The following is a 14,194-nucleotide window of genomic DNA, read 5'->3' as shown; positions in this document are numbered from 1 at the left end:
CCGTCGCCGCAAATTGACAGAATCCATTTATGCCCCTGCTAGGCCAGCAAGCCGCACGGTGTTGAGAAAGCGGTAAAAGCCATCAGTATGTTGTAACTAAAATGAAGGCTTTTTAAAAAATTACTGCCCATCCAGGCCGCGAATTGGCTTGATGGTGGACCAGGCCCGGCAGGACGGACAATGCCAGTAGAGCGTGTAGGCGGTAAAACCACACTTCTGGCAACGGTAGCGCGGCTTGCTGCGCACCTGCTCGCCAACCATGTCGCGCAGCACCATCAGGCTCTCTTTCGCGCGCCCTTCTTCCGCATCGTTCAGATGGTAGTCCATCAGCTTGTAGAATACGCGCATCGTGGGATGACGTTGCAACTGACGGGTAATATAAACCTGTGCGGTGTCGCTCCCCTCATACTGCTCAACCACGTCAGAGAGCATCAGCTCAGCGGTCGCGCCGGTATTCTCTTCCACGCAACGGCGCAGAAATGCCACCCACTCTTCCTGCTTGTCCAGCTGCTGATAGCAGGTTTGCAGCATTTCAAGCGTTTCGCTGACCAGCTCTTTGTCCTGGTCAATCACCCGCATCAGGCTTTCAACGGCTTTAGCGTAGTCGCCGCTGGCCATAAAAACGCGCCCCATCATGATAGAGATACGCGCGCTATTGCGGTCTGCGGCGGCGCCTTTCTTGAGCAACGCCATGGCTTTATCCATGTCGTCGTTGCCCATCTGCTGAAGGGCAAGCTCGCAGTAGAAATGCGCAATTTCAACGCGCTGCTTGTCTTTGCCCAGCTTCACCAGACGCTCGGCCGTATCAATGGCTTTCTGCCAGTCGCTGGTGGCCTGGTAAATCTGCAGTAACTGCTGCAACGCGCCGATACGGAAATCCGTTTCATCCACCAGCTGTGTGAACATATCTTCAGCGCGATCGTACAGCCCCGCGGCCATATAGTCTCGGCCCAGCTGTTGTACCGCCAGGAGACGTTGTTCGTAGGTCAGGGAGGCGCTTTCCATCAGGGTCTGGTGGATACGGATAGCGCGGTCAACCTCGCCGCGCGAGCGGAACAGGTTACCGAGAGTGAGGTGGGCTTCGACGGTCCCCGTATCCTCTTTCAGCATATCGAGGAACAGGTCTACCGCTTTGTCCTGCTGATTGCTCAGGAGGAAGTTCACCCCCGCAACGTAGTCGCGGGAGAGTCGGTTAGCCTCATCCTGTTTCGTTTGTTGCGCACTTCTGCGGCCCATATACCAGCCATAGGCTGCGGCTACAGGCAAAAGCAGAAACAACAACTCCAGCATAGTCGATTATTCCTTCACGACCGGCACACCTGAACTTTCCGGCATGTCGGACGCAGGCGCAATGTGCTGTTCAAGTCGTTTAATTTTACGTTCAGCGCGCGCAAGAGAAACACGAACTTTCAACCAGAAAAGACCGCAAACTAGCCAGCCGATGGCAAAGCCTGCAGCAAATAAGACCGCCAGCAGGCTGGAGACCCGATACTCACCCTGCGCCAGCAGATAGTTAAACGTCACCTGTTGATCGTTTTGTGCACCCAATGTGACTGAAATGACAAAAATCGCCAATACCAGTAAGAAAATGAGTAAATATTTCACATTACTTCCCGTTATGTGGTTCAAGCGAATAAAGTGTGTTCAACTCACCGCAATCAGCCTTATAAACTACCATTTTAGCGACGGGCGCGAAACGGAAAAAGTAACGCGCACGTCATGGATTTATGGGCAAAATGCACAATATCAACCGTCAGGCGTCGCTTTGCTCCCTTTCGGCGATCTCTTCTTTCTCTTCAGGCGGTGGCGTGAGCGGGCCGCAGAACCGTTCTGCAAGCCAGGTTGCCAGCGTCACCAGCATCCAGGAGATCAGCGTAGCGACCACCAGATCCCGCGGCCAGTGCATTCCCAGCAGCAAGCGGCTGCCCATCACCCCTGTCGCCCAAACCAGTAAAATCGCGATGGTCATGGTGCGACGTCGAGGCCAAAGCAGCCCAACGCCCAGCAACGCCCAGCTGGCTGCAAACATCGTATGGCCGGAAGGAAACGCGAATCCCGTCTCTTTTTGCCAGTGCTTACGCAGGAACTTTGGAATATCTTCCTGTTCTGAAAGCTGTTCTTTCACCAGCGCGCCGCGATCTTTACGCTTTAAATTGTAGAACTCATCCACCGGAACATGGTGCGCTTTTTCCAGCCAGACCACAAAAGGTCTTGGCTCCTGAACGTGATCCTTCACCCAAGACTTCACGCCCTGTCCAATAACGATCGCGCCACCGAGGATAGCAAAGAGCATCAACGCCGCGCGAAGTCGAAAGCGCAGGCACCACAAGAACCAGCCGCAGAGGATAACGTGGGTAATAATTCCCCACGGCTGCGTGACCGTCTCCGTTACCCAGTATAACGTTTTCAGCCACGTGGCATTCTGCCCCGGCTGCCACATCCAGCCGGAGACCCACACGGCGAAAGGCATAATCAGTAAAATGGCCGCGCCTGCTGCCGTACGTCTGGCGATTGAAAGCATGTCTTCTCCTTTTTCGCTAAGCCTCACAATCATAACTGAAATTCATTCGATGGGTGGATATGTCGGATCGTGCGTTTAACGTTCATATAGCATGGCGCCCATTAGGCGAACGTGCTGAGCTTGTGGCAAAATGGACAAATACAGAAAGCAAAACAGGCGCAAGGCACGAAACGTGTCAGCCTACTCTGGAGAATCACATGCAGCTTAAACGTGTGGCAGAAGCCAAACTGCCAACCCCATGGGGCGATTTCCTGATGGTGGGGTTTGAAGAACTGGCAACCGGACAGGATCATGTCGCGCTGGTCTACGGCGACATTTCAGGGCAGACGCCGGTGCTGTCCCGCGTCCATTCGGAGTGTCTGACCGGCGACGCGTTGTTCAGCCTGCGCTGTGATTGCGGTTTCCAGCTCGAAGCTGCCCTTACCCATATTGCCGAAGAAGGCCGCGGCGTGCTGCTCTATCACCGTCAGGAAGGTCGTAACATTGGTCTGCTGAATAAAATCCGCGCTTATGCGCTGCAGGACCAGGGCTACGATACGGTGGAAGCCAACCACCAGCTCGGTTTTGCCGCCGATGAACGTGATTTCACCCTCTGCGCCGATATGTTCAAGCTGCTGGGCGTGGACGAGGTTCGCCTGCTGACCAATAATCCCAAAAAGGTGGAAATCCTCACCGAAGCCGGGATCAACATCGTCGAGCGTGTACCGCTGATTGTCGGCCGCAACCCGAAAAATGCCCACTATCTCGATACCAAGGCGGCTAAAATGGGCCATCTTCTGAAAGAGTGAAAGTAAAAAGCCCGGCACAGATGCCGGGCTTTTTTTTATCAATCCAGCATTTTACGAATCACATAATGTAAAATGCCGTCGTTCTGGTAGTAGGTCAGTTCGGTTGCAGTATCAATACGACACCGGCATTCCAGTACCTCGCTTTTCCCGTCTGCTCGCGTAAGCTTCACCGGCACCGTTTTGCCCGGCTGCAGGTTTTGCAGGCCGCTAATATCAATCTGCTCTTCCCCCGTCAGGCCCAGCGTTTTGCGCGTGACGCCCTGCGGGAACTCAAGCGGCAGGATCCCCATGCCAATCAGGTTCGAGCGGTGAATACGTTCAAACGACTCGGCGATGACCACGCGAACGCCAAGCAGTCGCGGACCTTTCGCCGCCCAGTCACGACTGGAGCCGGAACCGTACTCTTTCCCGGCGATCACCGCCAGCGGCGTACCTTCCTGCTGATATTTGACGGCTGCGTCATAAATCGACACGACTTCCGTCCCCGGAAGATGGCGCGTCATCCCCCCTTCCACGCCCGGAACCATTTCGTTACGAATGCGGATGTTGGCAAACGTCCCGCGCATCATCACTTCATGGTTACCGCGGCGCGATCCGTAGGAGTTAAAATCGCGGCGCTCCACGCCCCGGCTTTGCAGATAACGGCCCGCCGGGCTGTCGGCTTTGATGCTCCCCGCCGGAGAGATATGGTCAGTGGTGACGGAATCTCCCAGCATCGCCAGTATGCGCGCCCCGTGAATATCCTGAAGCGGTGCAGGCTCGGCCAGCATTTCATCAAAGAACGGCGACAGGCGGATATAGGTGGAATCGTCCTGCCAGTCATAGGTGTCCGAGCCCACAACGTTGATGGCTTTCCATTCCGGCGTGCCTTCAAACACTTCCGCATACTCTTTGCGGAACATCTCGGTGGAGACCTTTTCAACGGCCATCGCAATTTCACGTGAGGATGGCCAGATATCTTTCAGATAGACCGGCTCATTCTTGCGGTCGTGACCAATAGGATCGGTAGCCAGGTTGATATTCATGTTCCCGGCGAGCGCGTAGGCCACCACCAGCGGCGGCGAAGCGAGCCAGTTGGTTTTCACCAGCGGATGAATACGTCCTTCAAAGTTACGGTTACCGGAAAGGACTGCGCCAACCGTCAGATCGCCCTGCTTGATCGCCGTTTCAATAGGTTCAGGCAGCGGGCCGGAGTTACCGATGCAGGTGGTACAACCATAGCCCACGAGGTTAAAGCCCAGCTCATCAAGATACGGCGTTAGCCTGGCCTGCGCCAGGTAATCCGAGACCACTTTGGAGCCCGGTGCCAGAGAGGCTTTGACCCAGGGCTGTGGTTTCAGCCCCAGCTCAACCGCTTTTTTAGCCAGCAGGCCGGCCGCCATTAATACGCTGGGGTTTGAGGTGTTAGTGCAGGAGGTAATGGCGGCTATGACAACCGCGCCGTCCGGGAGCTGATACTGATGTCCGTTCAGAACATAGTCGATTGGGCGATGGTCCTTCTTCGCCACGTTAACTTCCAGCTCGTTGCTTGCGGCAAACGCTTTTGGCACGTCGCTTAACGCTACGCGATCCTGCGGACGTTTCGGACCGGCGAGGCTCGCCTCAACGCTTCCCATGTCAAGCGCAAGCGTGCTGGTAAATACCGGCTCATCCCCCGGATTGCGCCACATGCCCTGCGCTTTGGTGTACGCCTCCACCAGCGCCACCTGCTCTTCGCTGCGTCCGCTCAGGCGCATGTACTCCAGCGTGACGTCATCAATGGGGAAAAATCCGCAGGTTGCACCATATTCTGGCGCCATGTTGGCGATGGTCGCGCGGTCAGCCAGCGGCAGCGAATCCAGCCCGTCACCGTAAAATTCAACAAATTTTCCCACTACACCATGCTTACGCAGCATCTGGGTAACGGTGAGCACCAGATCGGTGGCGGTAATGCCTTCAGACAGCTTCCCGGTGAGCTTAAAGCCCACAACATCAGGGATAAGCATGGAGACCGGCTGACCGAGCATGGCGGCTTCCGCTTCGATACCGCCGACACCCCAGCCCAGCACGCCGAGGCCGTTAATCATGGTGGTGTGGGAATCTGTACCCACCAGCGTGTCCGGATAAGCCACCCACTCTTTGTCCTGCAATTCACTCCAGACGGCTTTACCGAGATATTCAAGGTTAACCTGGTGACAAATACCGGTGCCGGGTGGAACCACGCTAAAGCGGCTGAACGCCTGCTGACCCCACTTCAGGAAGACATAACGCTCGTGATTTCGCTCCATCTCGAGACGCACATTTTCGCCAAAGGCATCGTCATCACCGAAGTGGTCAACGGTTACGGAGTGGTCAATCACGAGGTCGACGGGTGAAAGCGGGTTCACTTTAGCCGTATCGCCGCCGAGGCGTTTAACCGCCTCACGCATGGCGGCGAGATCCACCACGGCAGGAACGCCGGTGAAGTCCTGCATCAGAACCCTTGCCGGGCGGTAGGCAATTTCTCTGTCGGCATGGGCATTCTTAAGCCACCCTGCCAGCGCCTGAATATCGTCGAGGGTCACGGAGTCACCGTCCTGCCAGCGCAAGAGATTTTCCAGCAAAACTTTCAAGGACTTGGGTAAACGCGAAATGTCCCCAAGCGTTCTGGCAGCCAGCGGCAGGCTATAGTAGTGCCAGGTTTTATTTTCTGCCTGTAACGTGTCCTTACTGGCTTCGCGTAGGGTTAACGACATAAGCTCCTCCTTAATTACAGAGATGTCCTGACAATCATCAGGGCCGTAATTAAAGATAACACAAAGATGTCGTAACGTTTTGATAACAACCCAAATTGATAAATTTAGGAATGGTCCAGAGGAGGGTAAAACAAAAAACCCCGCCGCAGCGAGGTTTTATGATTTAGTGGACGGCCAGCCAGATGAGCTGACTCCAGAACAGAATCGACAGGGTAAAAACGCCGATCCATGACCAGTATTTTTGAGACATCATGTTATTCATCATAGGGACACCAGGCATTATTTATTAAACATTCCGAGGCAGGTCCTCGTGCTATATCGCTGATGTGTATTTATTAAAGAGTACAAAGGCGCATAGTCATTATTCAGACTAACTGCATCATTACGCAATAAACTAAATTATTGTTTTTTGGGTTCGTCTTCCGCGAACACATCAATAAAAGCCTGCTGCTGCGGCGTCAGTTTCCAGGATGCTGGCACTGCTGTTGCAGGCGCTTTGCGTCCCTTGTGAACAGTGTCATGATGCTGACACATCCGCTTAGCCGTTTCTGTACGTACCGTCACTGCCATATTCAACCCCAATATTTCCAGGCCAGGAGAGCAACCATCACCCAGAACAGGGCGGAAACGAGAAAGACCGCCAGCCAGGCTTTACGCTTGAGCGCAGGATCCCTTTGCGGTTCTTCACTTCCTGAAGGCATTGCTAACCTCATACAATCGATATCGCTTATCATTTAGGACCAAACAATTGGTACAATTAATCATCTGTTGAGATAAATCCTAAAGAAACTTTAGCCGAAAAGCCAGTGAATTTACGCAACAAGAGGCATGAAATATTCAATCTTTTGACCAGAAATAAATATTTGAAAAGAAAAATTTGCGTAGCCGTTAATTAGTTTCTATTTTTGTCGCCAATTCACGACATTAAAGCCACACAAATTAAAAGGATAATGACAATATATGACAGGGGAAGTGCAGATGATGATAATTCTAATTTAGCTTTAAGCCGATATTTCGGTATCTTTCCCTCAGGGAAAGATACCGGGTGTGATTATTTTTCGGGGAGTTTGATATCTTTAAACATCTCTTCGATATCTTCATTTGATCGTAATGCCACGGCGGTATCCACCACGTCACGCGTTAAATGCGGTGCAAAGCGCTGAATAAAATCATACATATAGCTTCGCAGGAAGGTACTGCGGCGGAAGCCAATTTTTGTCGTGCTGTGGCTGAAAATATCATGCGCATCAAGACGCACCAGGTCAGGGTCTGACACCGGGTCGACCGCCATGCTGGCGATCACCCCTACCCCCAGGCCAAGCCGTACATAGGTCTTTATGACGTCGGCATCGGTGGCGGTAAAGACAATCCGCGGCGTTAACCCGGCCCGGTTGAAGGCGGTATCAAGCTCAGATCGTCCGGTGAAGCCAAACGTGTAGGTGACCAGAGGATATTGCGCCAGCTCTTCGATTGACACCGACCCCTTGCCCGCCAGCGGATGATCCGGGGTCACCACAATGGAGCGGTTCCAGTGATAGCACGGCAGCATGACCAGATCGTCATAGAGATGGAGCGCTTCCGTTGCAATGGCAAAATCTGCATTGCCCTTCGACACCGCCTCCGCAATTTGCGTCGGCGATCCCTGGTGCATATGCAGGGAGACGCGCGGATAACGCTCGATAAAGCCCTTGATAACGCCCGGTAGCGCATAGCGCGCCTGGGTGTGCGTCGTGGCAATATACAGCGAGCCTTTATCCGGCCAGGTATGTTCCCCCGCCACAGACTTAATCGCATCGACTTTGGAAAGGACTTCCCGCGCAATACGGATGATTTCCTGCCCCGCTGGCGTCACTTGGGTAAGGTGCTTACCACTGCGGGCGAAAATCTGAATACCTAATTCATCCTCCAGCATGCGAACCTGCTTGCTGATGCCCGGTTGCGAGGTATATAGCCCCTCGGCGGTGGAAGAGACATTAAGGTTGTGATTCACCACCTCAACGATATAACGAAGCTGTTGTAATTTCATGCCATACCATCCGATTTAGCGCACGCGGTCAATCGCTTAAGACGATTTGATAATAAAAAAAGGGTTAACTATAACCACTATATCACTTATAGCCTGACTGTATAGTACGGAACAAAAAATAATAATAAGGTAATAAAAAAGGGCCGGAAGTCCGGCCCTTTCACGGGTAAGCTACGGTAAAGAAAGATTATTTCTTGCCTTCAACCCATTTGCCATCGACAAAGAAGGCGGACCATCCGGTCGCTTTACCCTCTTTCTCTGCCGCAACGTACTGCTGCTTCGTTTTACGGCTAAAACGGACCACCGTCTTATTGCCTTCAGGATCCTGCTGTGGCGCATCGGCCAGATAACGCAGCTTCTCAGGCAGACGATCGCGGAAGCGATGCAGCTCTTCCACCAGCGGGGCGCGCGTTTCACGCGATTTCGGGAAGGTGTTGGCGGCCAGGAAGACACCTGCGGCACCATCACGCAGCACGAAGTACGCGTCGGATTTTTCACACGGCAATTCTGGCAGCGGAACCGGATCTTCCTTCGGCGGAGCAACCTCACCATTGCGCAGAATTTTGCGCGTGTTCTTACACTCGTCGTTGGTGCAGGCCATGTACTTACCGAAACGCCCCATTTTCAGGTGCATTTCAGAGCCACACTTCTCGCACTCCACAATCGGACCGTCATAGCCTTTAATGCGGAACTCACCCTCTTCGATCTCATACCCGTCGCACGTTGGGTTGTTACCACACACGTGCAGCTTACGTTTAGGATCGATCAGATAGCTGTCCATCGCCGTGCCGCATTTTTTGCAGCGGCGTTTCGCGCGCAGGGCGTTGGTTTCCGCATCATCACCTTCCAGCACGTTGAGAACTTCGTTCTCCGGCACCAGGTTGATGGTTGTTTTGCAGCGCTCTTTTGGTGGCAGCGCATAGCCTGAACAGCCAAGGAACACGCCCGTTGTCGCAGTACGGATCCCCATCTTGCGGCCGCAGGTTGGGCAGTCGATGCTGGTCAGAACCATCTGGTTAGGCAGCATGCCGCCCTCTTCAGGATCTTTCTCCGCTTTCTCAAGCTGGTTGGTAAAGTCACTGAAGAAGCTATCGAGAACCTTCTTCCACTCCGCCTTGTGACTGGCCACTTCGTCGAGGCTGTCTTCCATCTGCGCGGTGAAGTCGTAGTTCATCAATTCGCGGAAGTTAGCTTCCAGACGGTCAGTGACAATCTCACCCATTTTTTCGGCATAGAAACGGCGGTTCTCTACGCGAACGTAACCGCGGTCCTGAATGGTCGAGATGATTGACGCGTAGGTTGACGGACGCCCAATCCCGCGTTTTTCCAGCTCTTTAACCAACGACGCTTCACTAAAGCGCGCAGGCGGCTTGGTGAAGTGCTGGGCCGGAACCAGGTCGACAAGCGACAACTCGTCGCCTTTGTTTACCGCAGGCAGCGTACGGTCTTCATCACCTTTACGCAGCGCAGGCATCACTTTCGTCCAGCCGTCGAAACGAAGAATACGACCGCGTGCCTTGAGGCGGAAGTCGCCCGCGCCAACGGTCAGCGTAGTGGAATCATATTTCGCTGGCGTCATCTGACACGCGACAAACTGACGCCAGATCAGCTGATACAGCTTCTGGGCGTCGGCTTCCATATCCTTCAGCGACTCGGCTAAAACAGAGACATCAGAGGGACGAATCGCTTCGTGCGCTTCCTGAGAATTCTCTTTGCTGGCGAACTGGTTGGCGCTTTCCGGCAGGTATTTTTTACCGAAGTTGTCGCTGATGTAGCCGCGCACCATGTTCACCGCGTCCTGGCTCAGGTTCGTTGAGTCAGTACGCATGTAGGTGATGTAACCCGCTTCATACAAGCGCTGGGCCATCATCATGGTTTTCTTCACGCCGTAACCCAGACGGGTGCTCGCCGCCTGTTGCAGTGTGGACGTGATAAACGGCGCGCCAGGCTTGCTGCTGGTCGGCTTATCTTCACGTTCCAGTACCTGATAGCGCGCTTTTTCCAGCAGCGCCACGGCGGCCATGGTCTGATCGCGGTTTTCAGGACGGAAAGGCTTATCGTTGTGATGGCTTACCTGCAGCGGCAGCGCATCACCGCCCGGGGTGGTGACATTGGCGTCAACTTCCCAGAACTCTTCCGGCACGAAGGCTTTAATTTCGCGTTCACGCTCAACGACAAGACGCACGGCTACAGACTGCACGCGTCCTGCAGACAGGCCGCGGGCAATCTTTTTCCACAGCAGTGGAGAAACCATGTAGCCCACAACGCGGTCCATAAAGCGACGCGCCTGCTGGGCGTTCACACGGTCGATATTCAGCTCGCCCGGCTTCTCAAACGCCTGACGAATCGCATTCTTTGTAATTTCGTTAAACACTACGCGGCTGTAGCGTTTGTCATCCCCGCCGATCACTTCCCGCAGGTGCCACGCAATGGCTTCCCCTTCGCGGTCAAGGTCGGTTGCGAGATAGATGTGGTCTGCTTTTTCAGCCAGCTGCTTCAGCTCGTTAACGACTTTTTCTTTCCCGGGCAGCACTTCATATTGTGCATCCCAGTTGTGCCATGGGTTAACACCCATGCGGTTGACAAGCGCGCTACGTTCATCCTTTTTAGGCTTTTTAGCCCCTTTGGTGGAGGTAGAGTCTGCGCTCTTTTTGCTGGCTGAGCCACTGGTCGGCAAATCGCGGATGTGACCAACGCTGGACTTAACCACGTAGTCATTACCCAGATACTTATTGATCGTTTTGGCTTTTGCCGGGGACTCAACGATGACGAGAGCTTTACCCATATTCACCTTTACCTAATTTAATTCTTCCAGGAATACGCCGCACGTTGATTTCCCTTCCGCTGACGACGAGCCAATGATATTGCGACTGCGTCAGGGGATATCAACCCCTATGTCTTACCGAACGTCAGAATGGCGACATCCAGGTCATTGAGTTTTCGGGTATTTTTCTCACATCTCGTATAATTCGTGACGAATTCCCGGTCGAATGTCAAGCAATTCTGTTGCCAGAATGACGAAAGCGCACACTCTACCTGATAAAATTCGTTACGCAACTTTATTAGCATGCAAAAGCAAATCCCGCCAACCTGCCCTCTGCATCTTATCCCCTCACATTACAGGGAAAATTTGCCCCCAAAGCGCCCCCGGCGTAGACTATTGTCACTGTTTAAGGAGTGGATTATGCAGAATACGACCCAACCCATTGACCGAGCCTCTCTGCTTATCGAAGCAAACAAGCTTATTCGTGACCATGAAGATACGCTGGCAGGCATTGAAGCCACCGGCGTTGAGCAACGTAATGGCGTGCTGGTTTTCAGCGGCGAATACTTCCTTGACGAGCAGGGGTTACCGACCCCGAAAAGCACTGCCGTGTTTAATATGTTTAAATACCTGGCGCATACGCTTTCAGAGAAATATCACCTGGTCGATTAATGCAAAACGCGAGGCATATGCCTCGCGTTTTTGTTTACAGCAGCGGTTTTTGTCCGCGCTGTAGCCAGCGAAGCAGCAGGCGGTCCGCGCTTTCCGCCGCACTGTTGGTAAAGCGGTCCATCAGCCGTTTGCGCTGTGTAAAGCGCACGCCTACCAGTTCCCTGCCTTCCATCAGGTTGAGCAGCAGGTCATCACTGGTACCTACTTCATCCACCAGCCCTTTTTCCTGCGCCTGGATGCCGTACCAGTGCTCACCGGTCGCCACCTGTTCAATATCCAGCGTTGGGCGCATGCGATGTACGAAGTCTTTAAAGAGATGGTGAGTTTCATTCAGATCTTCACGGAATTTTTGGCGCCCCTCTTCCGTGTTTTCCCCCAGCAGCGTCAGGGTGCGTTTGTACTGACCCGCCGTGTGAAGTTCGATATCAATCTCTTTATTTTTCAGGAAGCGGTTAAAGTTAGGGATCTGTGCGACCACGCCAATGGAACCTATGATGGAAAACGGCGCCGCAACGATTTTGTCCGCCACGCAGGCCATCATATAGCCGCCGCTCGCCGCGACTTTATCTACCGCCACGGTAAGTGGGATCTGCTTCTCGCGCAGACGCTGCAGCTGTGAAGCGGCCAGCCCGTAACCGTGTACCACCCCGCCCGGGCTCTCAAGACGCACCACTACCTGATCCTGCGGCGTTGCCACGGCCAGAACCGCAGTCACCTCTTCGCGCAGCGAAGCGACTTCATGCGCATCCATGCTGCCTTTAAAATCGAGCACATAGACGCGGGGTTTTGCGTCGCCCTGCGGCGTCTCGAGCTTTGCCTTCGCCTTCGCGGCTTTGGCTTCCTGCTTGTGTTTTTTCTTCTGGGCTTTCAGCCAGAGCTTCTGCTGATGGCTATCGAGCAGCGAGAGGGACATCTCTTCCTGCATCTCTTTATACTGCTCGCTCAGGCGGGTGATGCGTAACTCCCCACGCTGACGCTTGCGCTGCGTCAGGTTGACAATCAGAACGGCAACCACGGCAATGGCAATCACCACCGTCGCGATTTTGGCCAAAAACAACCCATATTGAGAAAGTAATTCCACGCGTTCCACCTTGATTTAACCACGAATCTTTCACGGCAGTGTACAACAGCCCTGCCCCTGCGTCTCGCCCGTGACATTACCTCTGCGAGCCGTCTTCAGGAATCCCCGCGCTGCGGTTTAAATATTTGCAAATTGTTAATTTTGCAGCAATGCGTCCTGTAGACTGATTGAATTCTCACGCTAACTCGGGCATAAAGCCGAAAAGTCATTATGAAGGCGTGATTGAGACCCCGTGCGCCTGAGGAGTCACCGTGCATTATCAACCGCAAAAAAACCTGCTGCAGAACCGAATCATTCTTGTCACCGGCGCCAGCGATGGTATTGGTCGCGAAGCGGCCCTGACGTACGCTGAATATGGCGCAAGCGTAATTCTGATTGGGCGTAACGAAGAAAAGCTCAAAGGGGTCGCTCAGGAAATTGAGGCCGCAGGCGGGACACCTGCCCCCTGGTACACGCTCGATTTGCTGACATGCACCCCAGCGCTCTGCCAGGAGCTTGCTCACCGTATCAGTACCCACTACCCACGTCTTGACGGCGTACTGCACAACGCCGGTTTGTTAGGTGAAGTGCGTCCAATGGATGAACAGGATCCTGAAATCTGGCAGCAGGTGATGCAGGTTAACGTTAATGGTACTTTTTTCCTCACGCAGGCCTTGCTTCCTTTATTACTCAAATCCGAGTCTGGATCTCTGGTCTTCACCTCTTCCAGCGTAGGCCGCGAGGGACGCGCAAACTGGGGGGCTTATGCTGTCTCAAAATTCGCGACCGAGGGCATGATGCAGGTGTTGGCGGATGAGTATCAGAGCCGCCATCTGCGCGTAAACTGCATTAATCCGGGGGGTACGCGCACCAGCATGCGCGCCAGCGCGTTCCCGACGGAAGATCCGCTGAAGCTGAAAACCCCGGCAGACATTATGCCGCTCTATCTCTGGCTGATGGGCGACGACAGCCGCCGCAAAACCGGAATGACCTTTGATGCCCAGCCGGGCCGCAAACCGGGAATTTCGCAATGAGTGAAGAACGTCATCAGCAGCGACAGCAGCGTCTGAAGGAACAGGTTGACGCGCGCGTCGCGGCAGCTCAGGAGGAGCGTGGGATCGTCATCGTTTTTACCGGCAACGGCAAAGGCAAAACTACTGCCGCGTTTGGCACCGCTACGCGCGCCGTCGGCCACGGGCAAAAAGTGGGGGTCATCCAGTTTATCAAAGGGGAATGGCCCAACGGTGAGCGTAATTTGCTTGAACCTCACGGCGTTGAGTTTCAGGTGATGGCGACCGGGTTTACGTGGGATACGCAGAACCGGGAAACCGATACCGCAGCCTGTCTGGCCGTCTGGGAGCACGCTAAAAGAATGCTGGCCAATCCCTCGCTGAATATGGTGCTACTGGATGAGATCACCTATATGGTCGCCTACGACTACCTGCCGCTGGAGGAGGTGCTGGATGCACTGAAGAGCCGCCCTGCGCACCAGACTGTTATCGTTACAGGTCGTGGGTGTCATCGTGAGATTCTGGAGCTGGCAGATACCGTCAGCGAGTTGCGTCCGGTCAAGCATGCGTTTGATGCAGGCATCAAAGCACAAATTGGCATTGATTACTAAAGAAAAAGCCCGGTGAGTTCACCGGGCT

Annotated in this window: 14 protein-coding genes; 4 read left to right on the top strand and 10 right to left on the bottom strand. The window is 53.9% G+C overall.

Features of this window, described 5'->3' with window-relative positions; genetic code table 11:
* Nucleotides 1-120 precede the first annotated feature (120 nt).
* From lapB to pgpB, 3 genes are all read right to left on the bottom strand, one after another.
* Nucleotides 121-1,290, bottom strand: a complete 1,170-nt coding sequence (gene lapB / locus IM303_RS07885; protein WP_049001074.1) for a lipopolysaccharide assembly protein LapB — start codon at nt 1,288-1,290, stop codon at nt 121-123.
* Nucleotides 1,291-1,296: 6 nt separating this feature from the next.
* Nucleotides 1,297-1,605, bottom strand: a complete 309-nt coding sequence (locus IM303_RS07880; protein WP_028013399.1) for a LapA family protein — start codon at nt 1,603-1,605, stop codon at nt 1,297-1,299.
* Between the two features lie 148 nt (nt 1,606-1,753).
* On the bottom strand, nt 1,754-2,521 hold the full coding sequence (pgpB, locus tag IM303_RS07875) for a phosphatidylglycerophosphatase B (RefSeq protein ID WP_049001072.1): 768 nt from the start codon (nt 2,519-2,521) through the stop codon (nt 1,754-1,756).
* A 197-nt stretch (nt 2,522-2,718) separates the two neighbouring features.
* Between pgpB and ribA the strand changes: the two genes are divergently transcribed.
* Complete coding sequence (gene ribA / locus IM303_RS07870; protein ID WP_028013401.1) at nt 2,719-3,309, top strand: GTP cyclohydrolase II; 591 nt, start codon at nt 2,719-2,721, stop codon at nt 3,307-3,309.
* Nucleotides 3,310-3,347: 38 nt separating this feature from the next.
* On the opposite strand, the gene acnA is transcribed toward ribA, so the two are convergent.
* From acnA to topA, 6 genes are all read right to left on the bottom strand, one after another.
* On the bottom strand, nt 3,348-6,023 hold the full coding sequence (gene acnA, locus IM303_RS07865; RefSeq protein ID WP_028013402.1) for an aconitate hydratase AcnA: 2,676 nt from the start codon (nt 6,021-6,023) through the stop codon (nt 3,348-3,350).
* Nucleotides 6,024-6,186: 163 nt separating this feature from the next.
* A complete protein-coding gene (gene ymiC, locus IM303_RS22185; RefSeq protein ID WP_032644994.1) occupies nt 6,187-6,285 on the bottom strand; it encodes a small membrane protein YmiC in 99 nt (32 codons plus the stop codon).
* 137 nt (nt 6,286-6,422) lie between these two features.
* On the bottom strand, nt 6,423-6,593 hold the full coding sequence (locus IM303_RS07860; RefSeq protein WP_032644881.1) for a hypothetical protein: 171 nt from the start codon (nt 6,591-6,593) through the stop codon (nt 6,423-6,425).
* Nucleotides 6,594-6,595: 2 nt separating this feature from the next.
* Nucleotides 6,596-6,736 carry a YmiA family putative membrane protein gene (locus IM303_RS07855; protein ID WP_213743510.1) on the bottom strand — a complete coding sequence of 47 codons (141 nt, stop codon included), beginning with the start codon at nt 6,734-6,736 and terminating at the stop codon, nt 6,596-6,598.
* A 338-nt stretch (nt 6,737-7,074) separates the two neighbouring features.
* Nucleotides 7,075-8,049: an HTH-type transcriptional regulator CysB gene (cysB, locus tag IM303_RS07850; protein ID WP_028013403.1), complete on the bottom strand. Its 975-nt coding sequence runs from the start codon at nt 8,047-8,049 to the stop codon at nt 7,075-7,077.
* Nucleotides 8,050-8,236: 187 nt separating this feature from the next.
* Entirely contained in the window at nt 8,237-10,834 is a 2,598-nt protein-coding gene (gene topA / locus IM303_RS07845; RefSeq protein WP_041909639.1) for a type I DNA topoisomerase, read from the bottom strand.
* Between the two features lie 399 nt (nt 10,835-11,233).
* Here topA and IM303_RS07840 point away from each other — a divergent pair, with 399 nt between their 5' ends.
* A complete protein-coding gene (locus IM303_RS07840) occupies nt 11,234-11,485 on the top strand; it encodes a YciN family protein (protein WP_003856804.1) in 252 nt (83 codons plus the stop codon).
* 34 nt (nt 11,486-11,519) lie between these two features.
* On the opposite strand, the gene sohB is transcribed toward IM303_RS07840, so the two are convergent.
* Nucleotides 11,520-12,566, bottom strand: coding sequence for a protease SohB (gene sohB, locus IM303_RS07835; protein WP_150144038.1), 1,047 nt, complete (start codon nt 12,564-12,566; stop codon nt 11,520-11,522).
* Nucleotides 12,567-12,817: 251 nt separating this feature from the next.
* Between sohB and IM303_RS07830 the strand changes: the two genes are divergently transcribed.
* Both IM303_RS07830 and cobO read left to right on the top strand, forming a co-directional pair.
* Complete coding sequence (locus IM303_RS07830) at nt 12,818-13,579, top strand: YciK family oxidoreductase (protein WP_028013406.1); 762 nt, start codon at nt 12,818-12,820, stop codon at nt 13,577-13,579.
* Nucleotides 13,576-14,166, top strand: a complete 591-nt coding sequence (cobO, locus tag IM303_RS07825) for a cob(I)yrinic acid a,c-diamide adenosyltransferase (protein ID WP_049001070.1) — start codon at nt 13,576-13,578, stop codon at nt 14,164-14,166. Before IM303_RS07830 ends, cobO begins: the two co-directional genes overlap by 4 nt.
* Nucleotides 14,167-14,194 lie beyond the last annotated feature (28 nt).

Origin of the sequence: Enterobacter cloacae complex sp. P38RS, assembly GCF_014930775.1 — a bacterium.
Classification (GTDB): domain Bacteria; phylum Pseudomonadota; class Gammaproteobacteria; order Enterobacterales; family Enterobacteriaceae; genus Enterobacter; species Enterobacter bugandensis.
Note: the sequence above shows the minus strand (reverse complement) of the source record. Positions and strands in the feature narration are given on the sequence as shown.

What these genes read in the sequence shown, in the direction of transcription:
- lapB (WP_049001074.1), bottom strand. Translation starts at nt 1,290, where the DNA reads ATGCTGGAGTTGTTGTTTCTGCTTTTGCCTGTAGCCGCAGCCTATGGC.
- pgpB (WP_049001072.1), bottom strand. Translation starts at nt 2,521, where the DNA reads ATGCTTTCAATCGCCAGACGTACGGCAGCAGGCGCGGCCATTTTACTG.
- ribA (WP_028013401.1), top strand. Translation starts at nt 2,719, where the DNA reads ATGCAGCTTAAACGTGTGGCAGAAGCCAAACTGCCAACCCCATGGGGC.
- acnA (WP_028013402.1), bottom strand. Translation starts at nt 6,023, where the DNA reads ATGTCGTTAACCCTACGCGAAGCCAGTAAGGACACGTTACAGGCAGAA.
- ymiC (WP_032644994.1), bottom strand. Translation starts at nt 6,285, where the DNA reads ATGAATAACATGATGTCTCAAAAATACTGGTCATGGATCGGCGTTTTT.
- IM303_RS07860 (WP_032644881.1), bottom strand. Translation starts at nt 6,593, where the DNA reads ATGGCAGTGACGGTACGTACAGAAACGGCTAAGCGGATGTGTCAGCAT.
- IM303_RS07855 (WP_213743510.1), bottom strand. Translation starts at nt 6,736, where the DNA reads ATGAGGTTAGCAATGCCTTCAGGAAGTGAAGAACCGCAAAGGGATCCT.
- cysB (WP_028013403.1), bottom strand. Translation starts at nt 8,049, where the DNA reads ATGAAATTACAACAGCTTCGTTATATCGTTGAGGTGGTGAATCACAAC.
- topA (WP_041909639.1), bottom strand. Translation starts at nt 10,834, where the DNA reads ATGGGTAAAGCTCTCGTCATCGTTGAGTCCCCGGCAAAAGCCAAAACG.
- IM303_RS07840 (WP_003856804.1), top strand. Translation starts at nt 11,234, where the DNA reads ATGCAGAATACGACCCAACCCATTGACCGAGCCTCTCTGCTTATCGAA.
- cobO (WP_049001070.1), top strand. Translation starts at nt 13,576, where the DNA reads ATGAGTGAAGAACGTCATCAGCAGCGACAGCAGCGTCTGAAGGAACAG.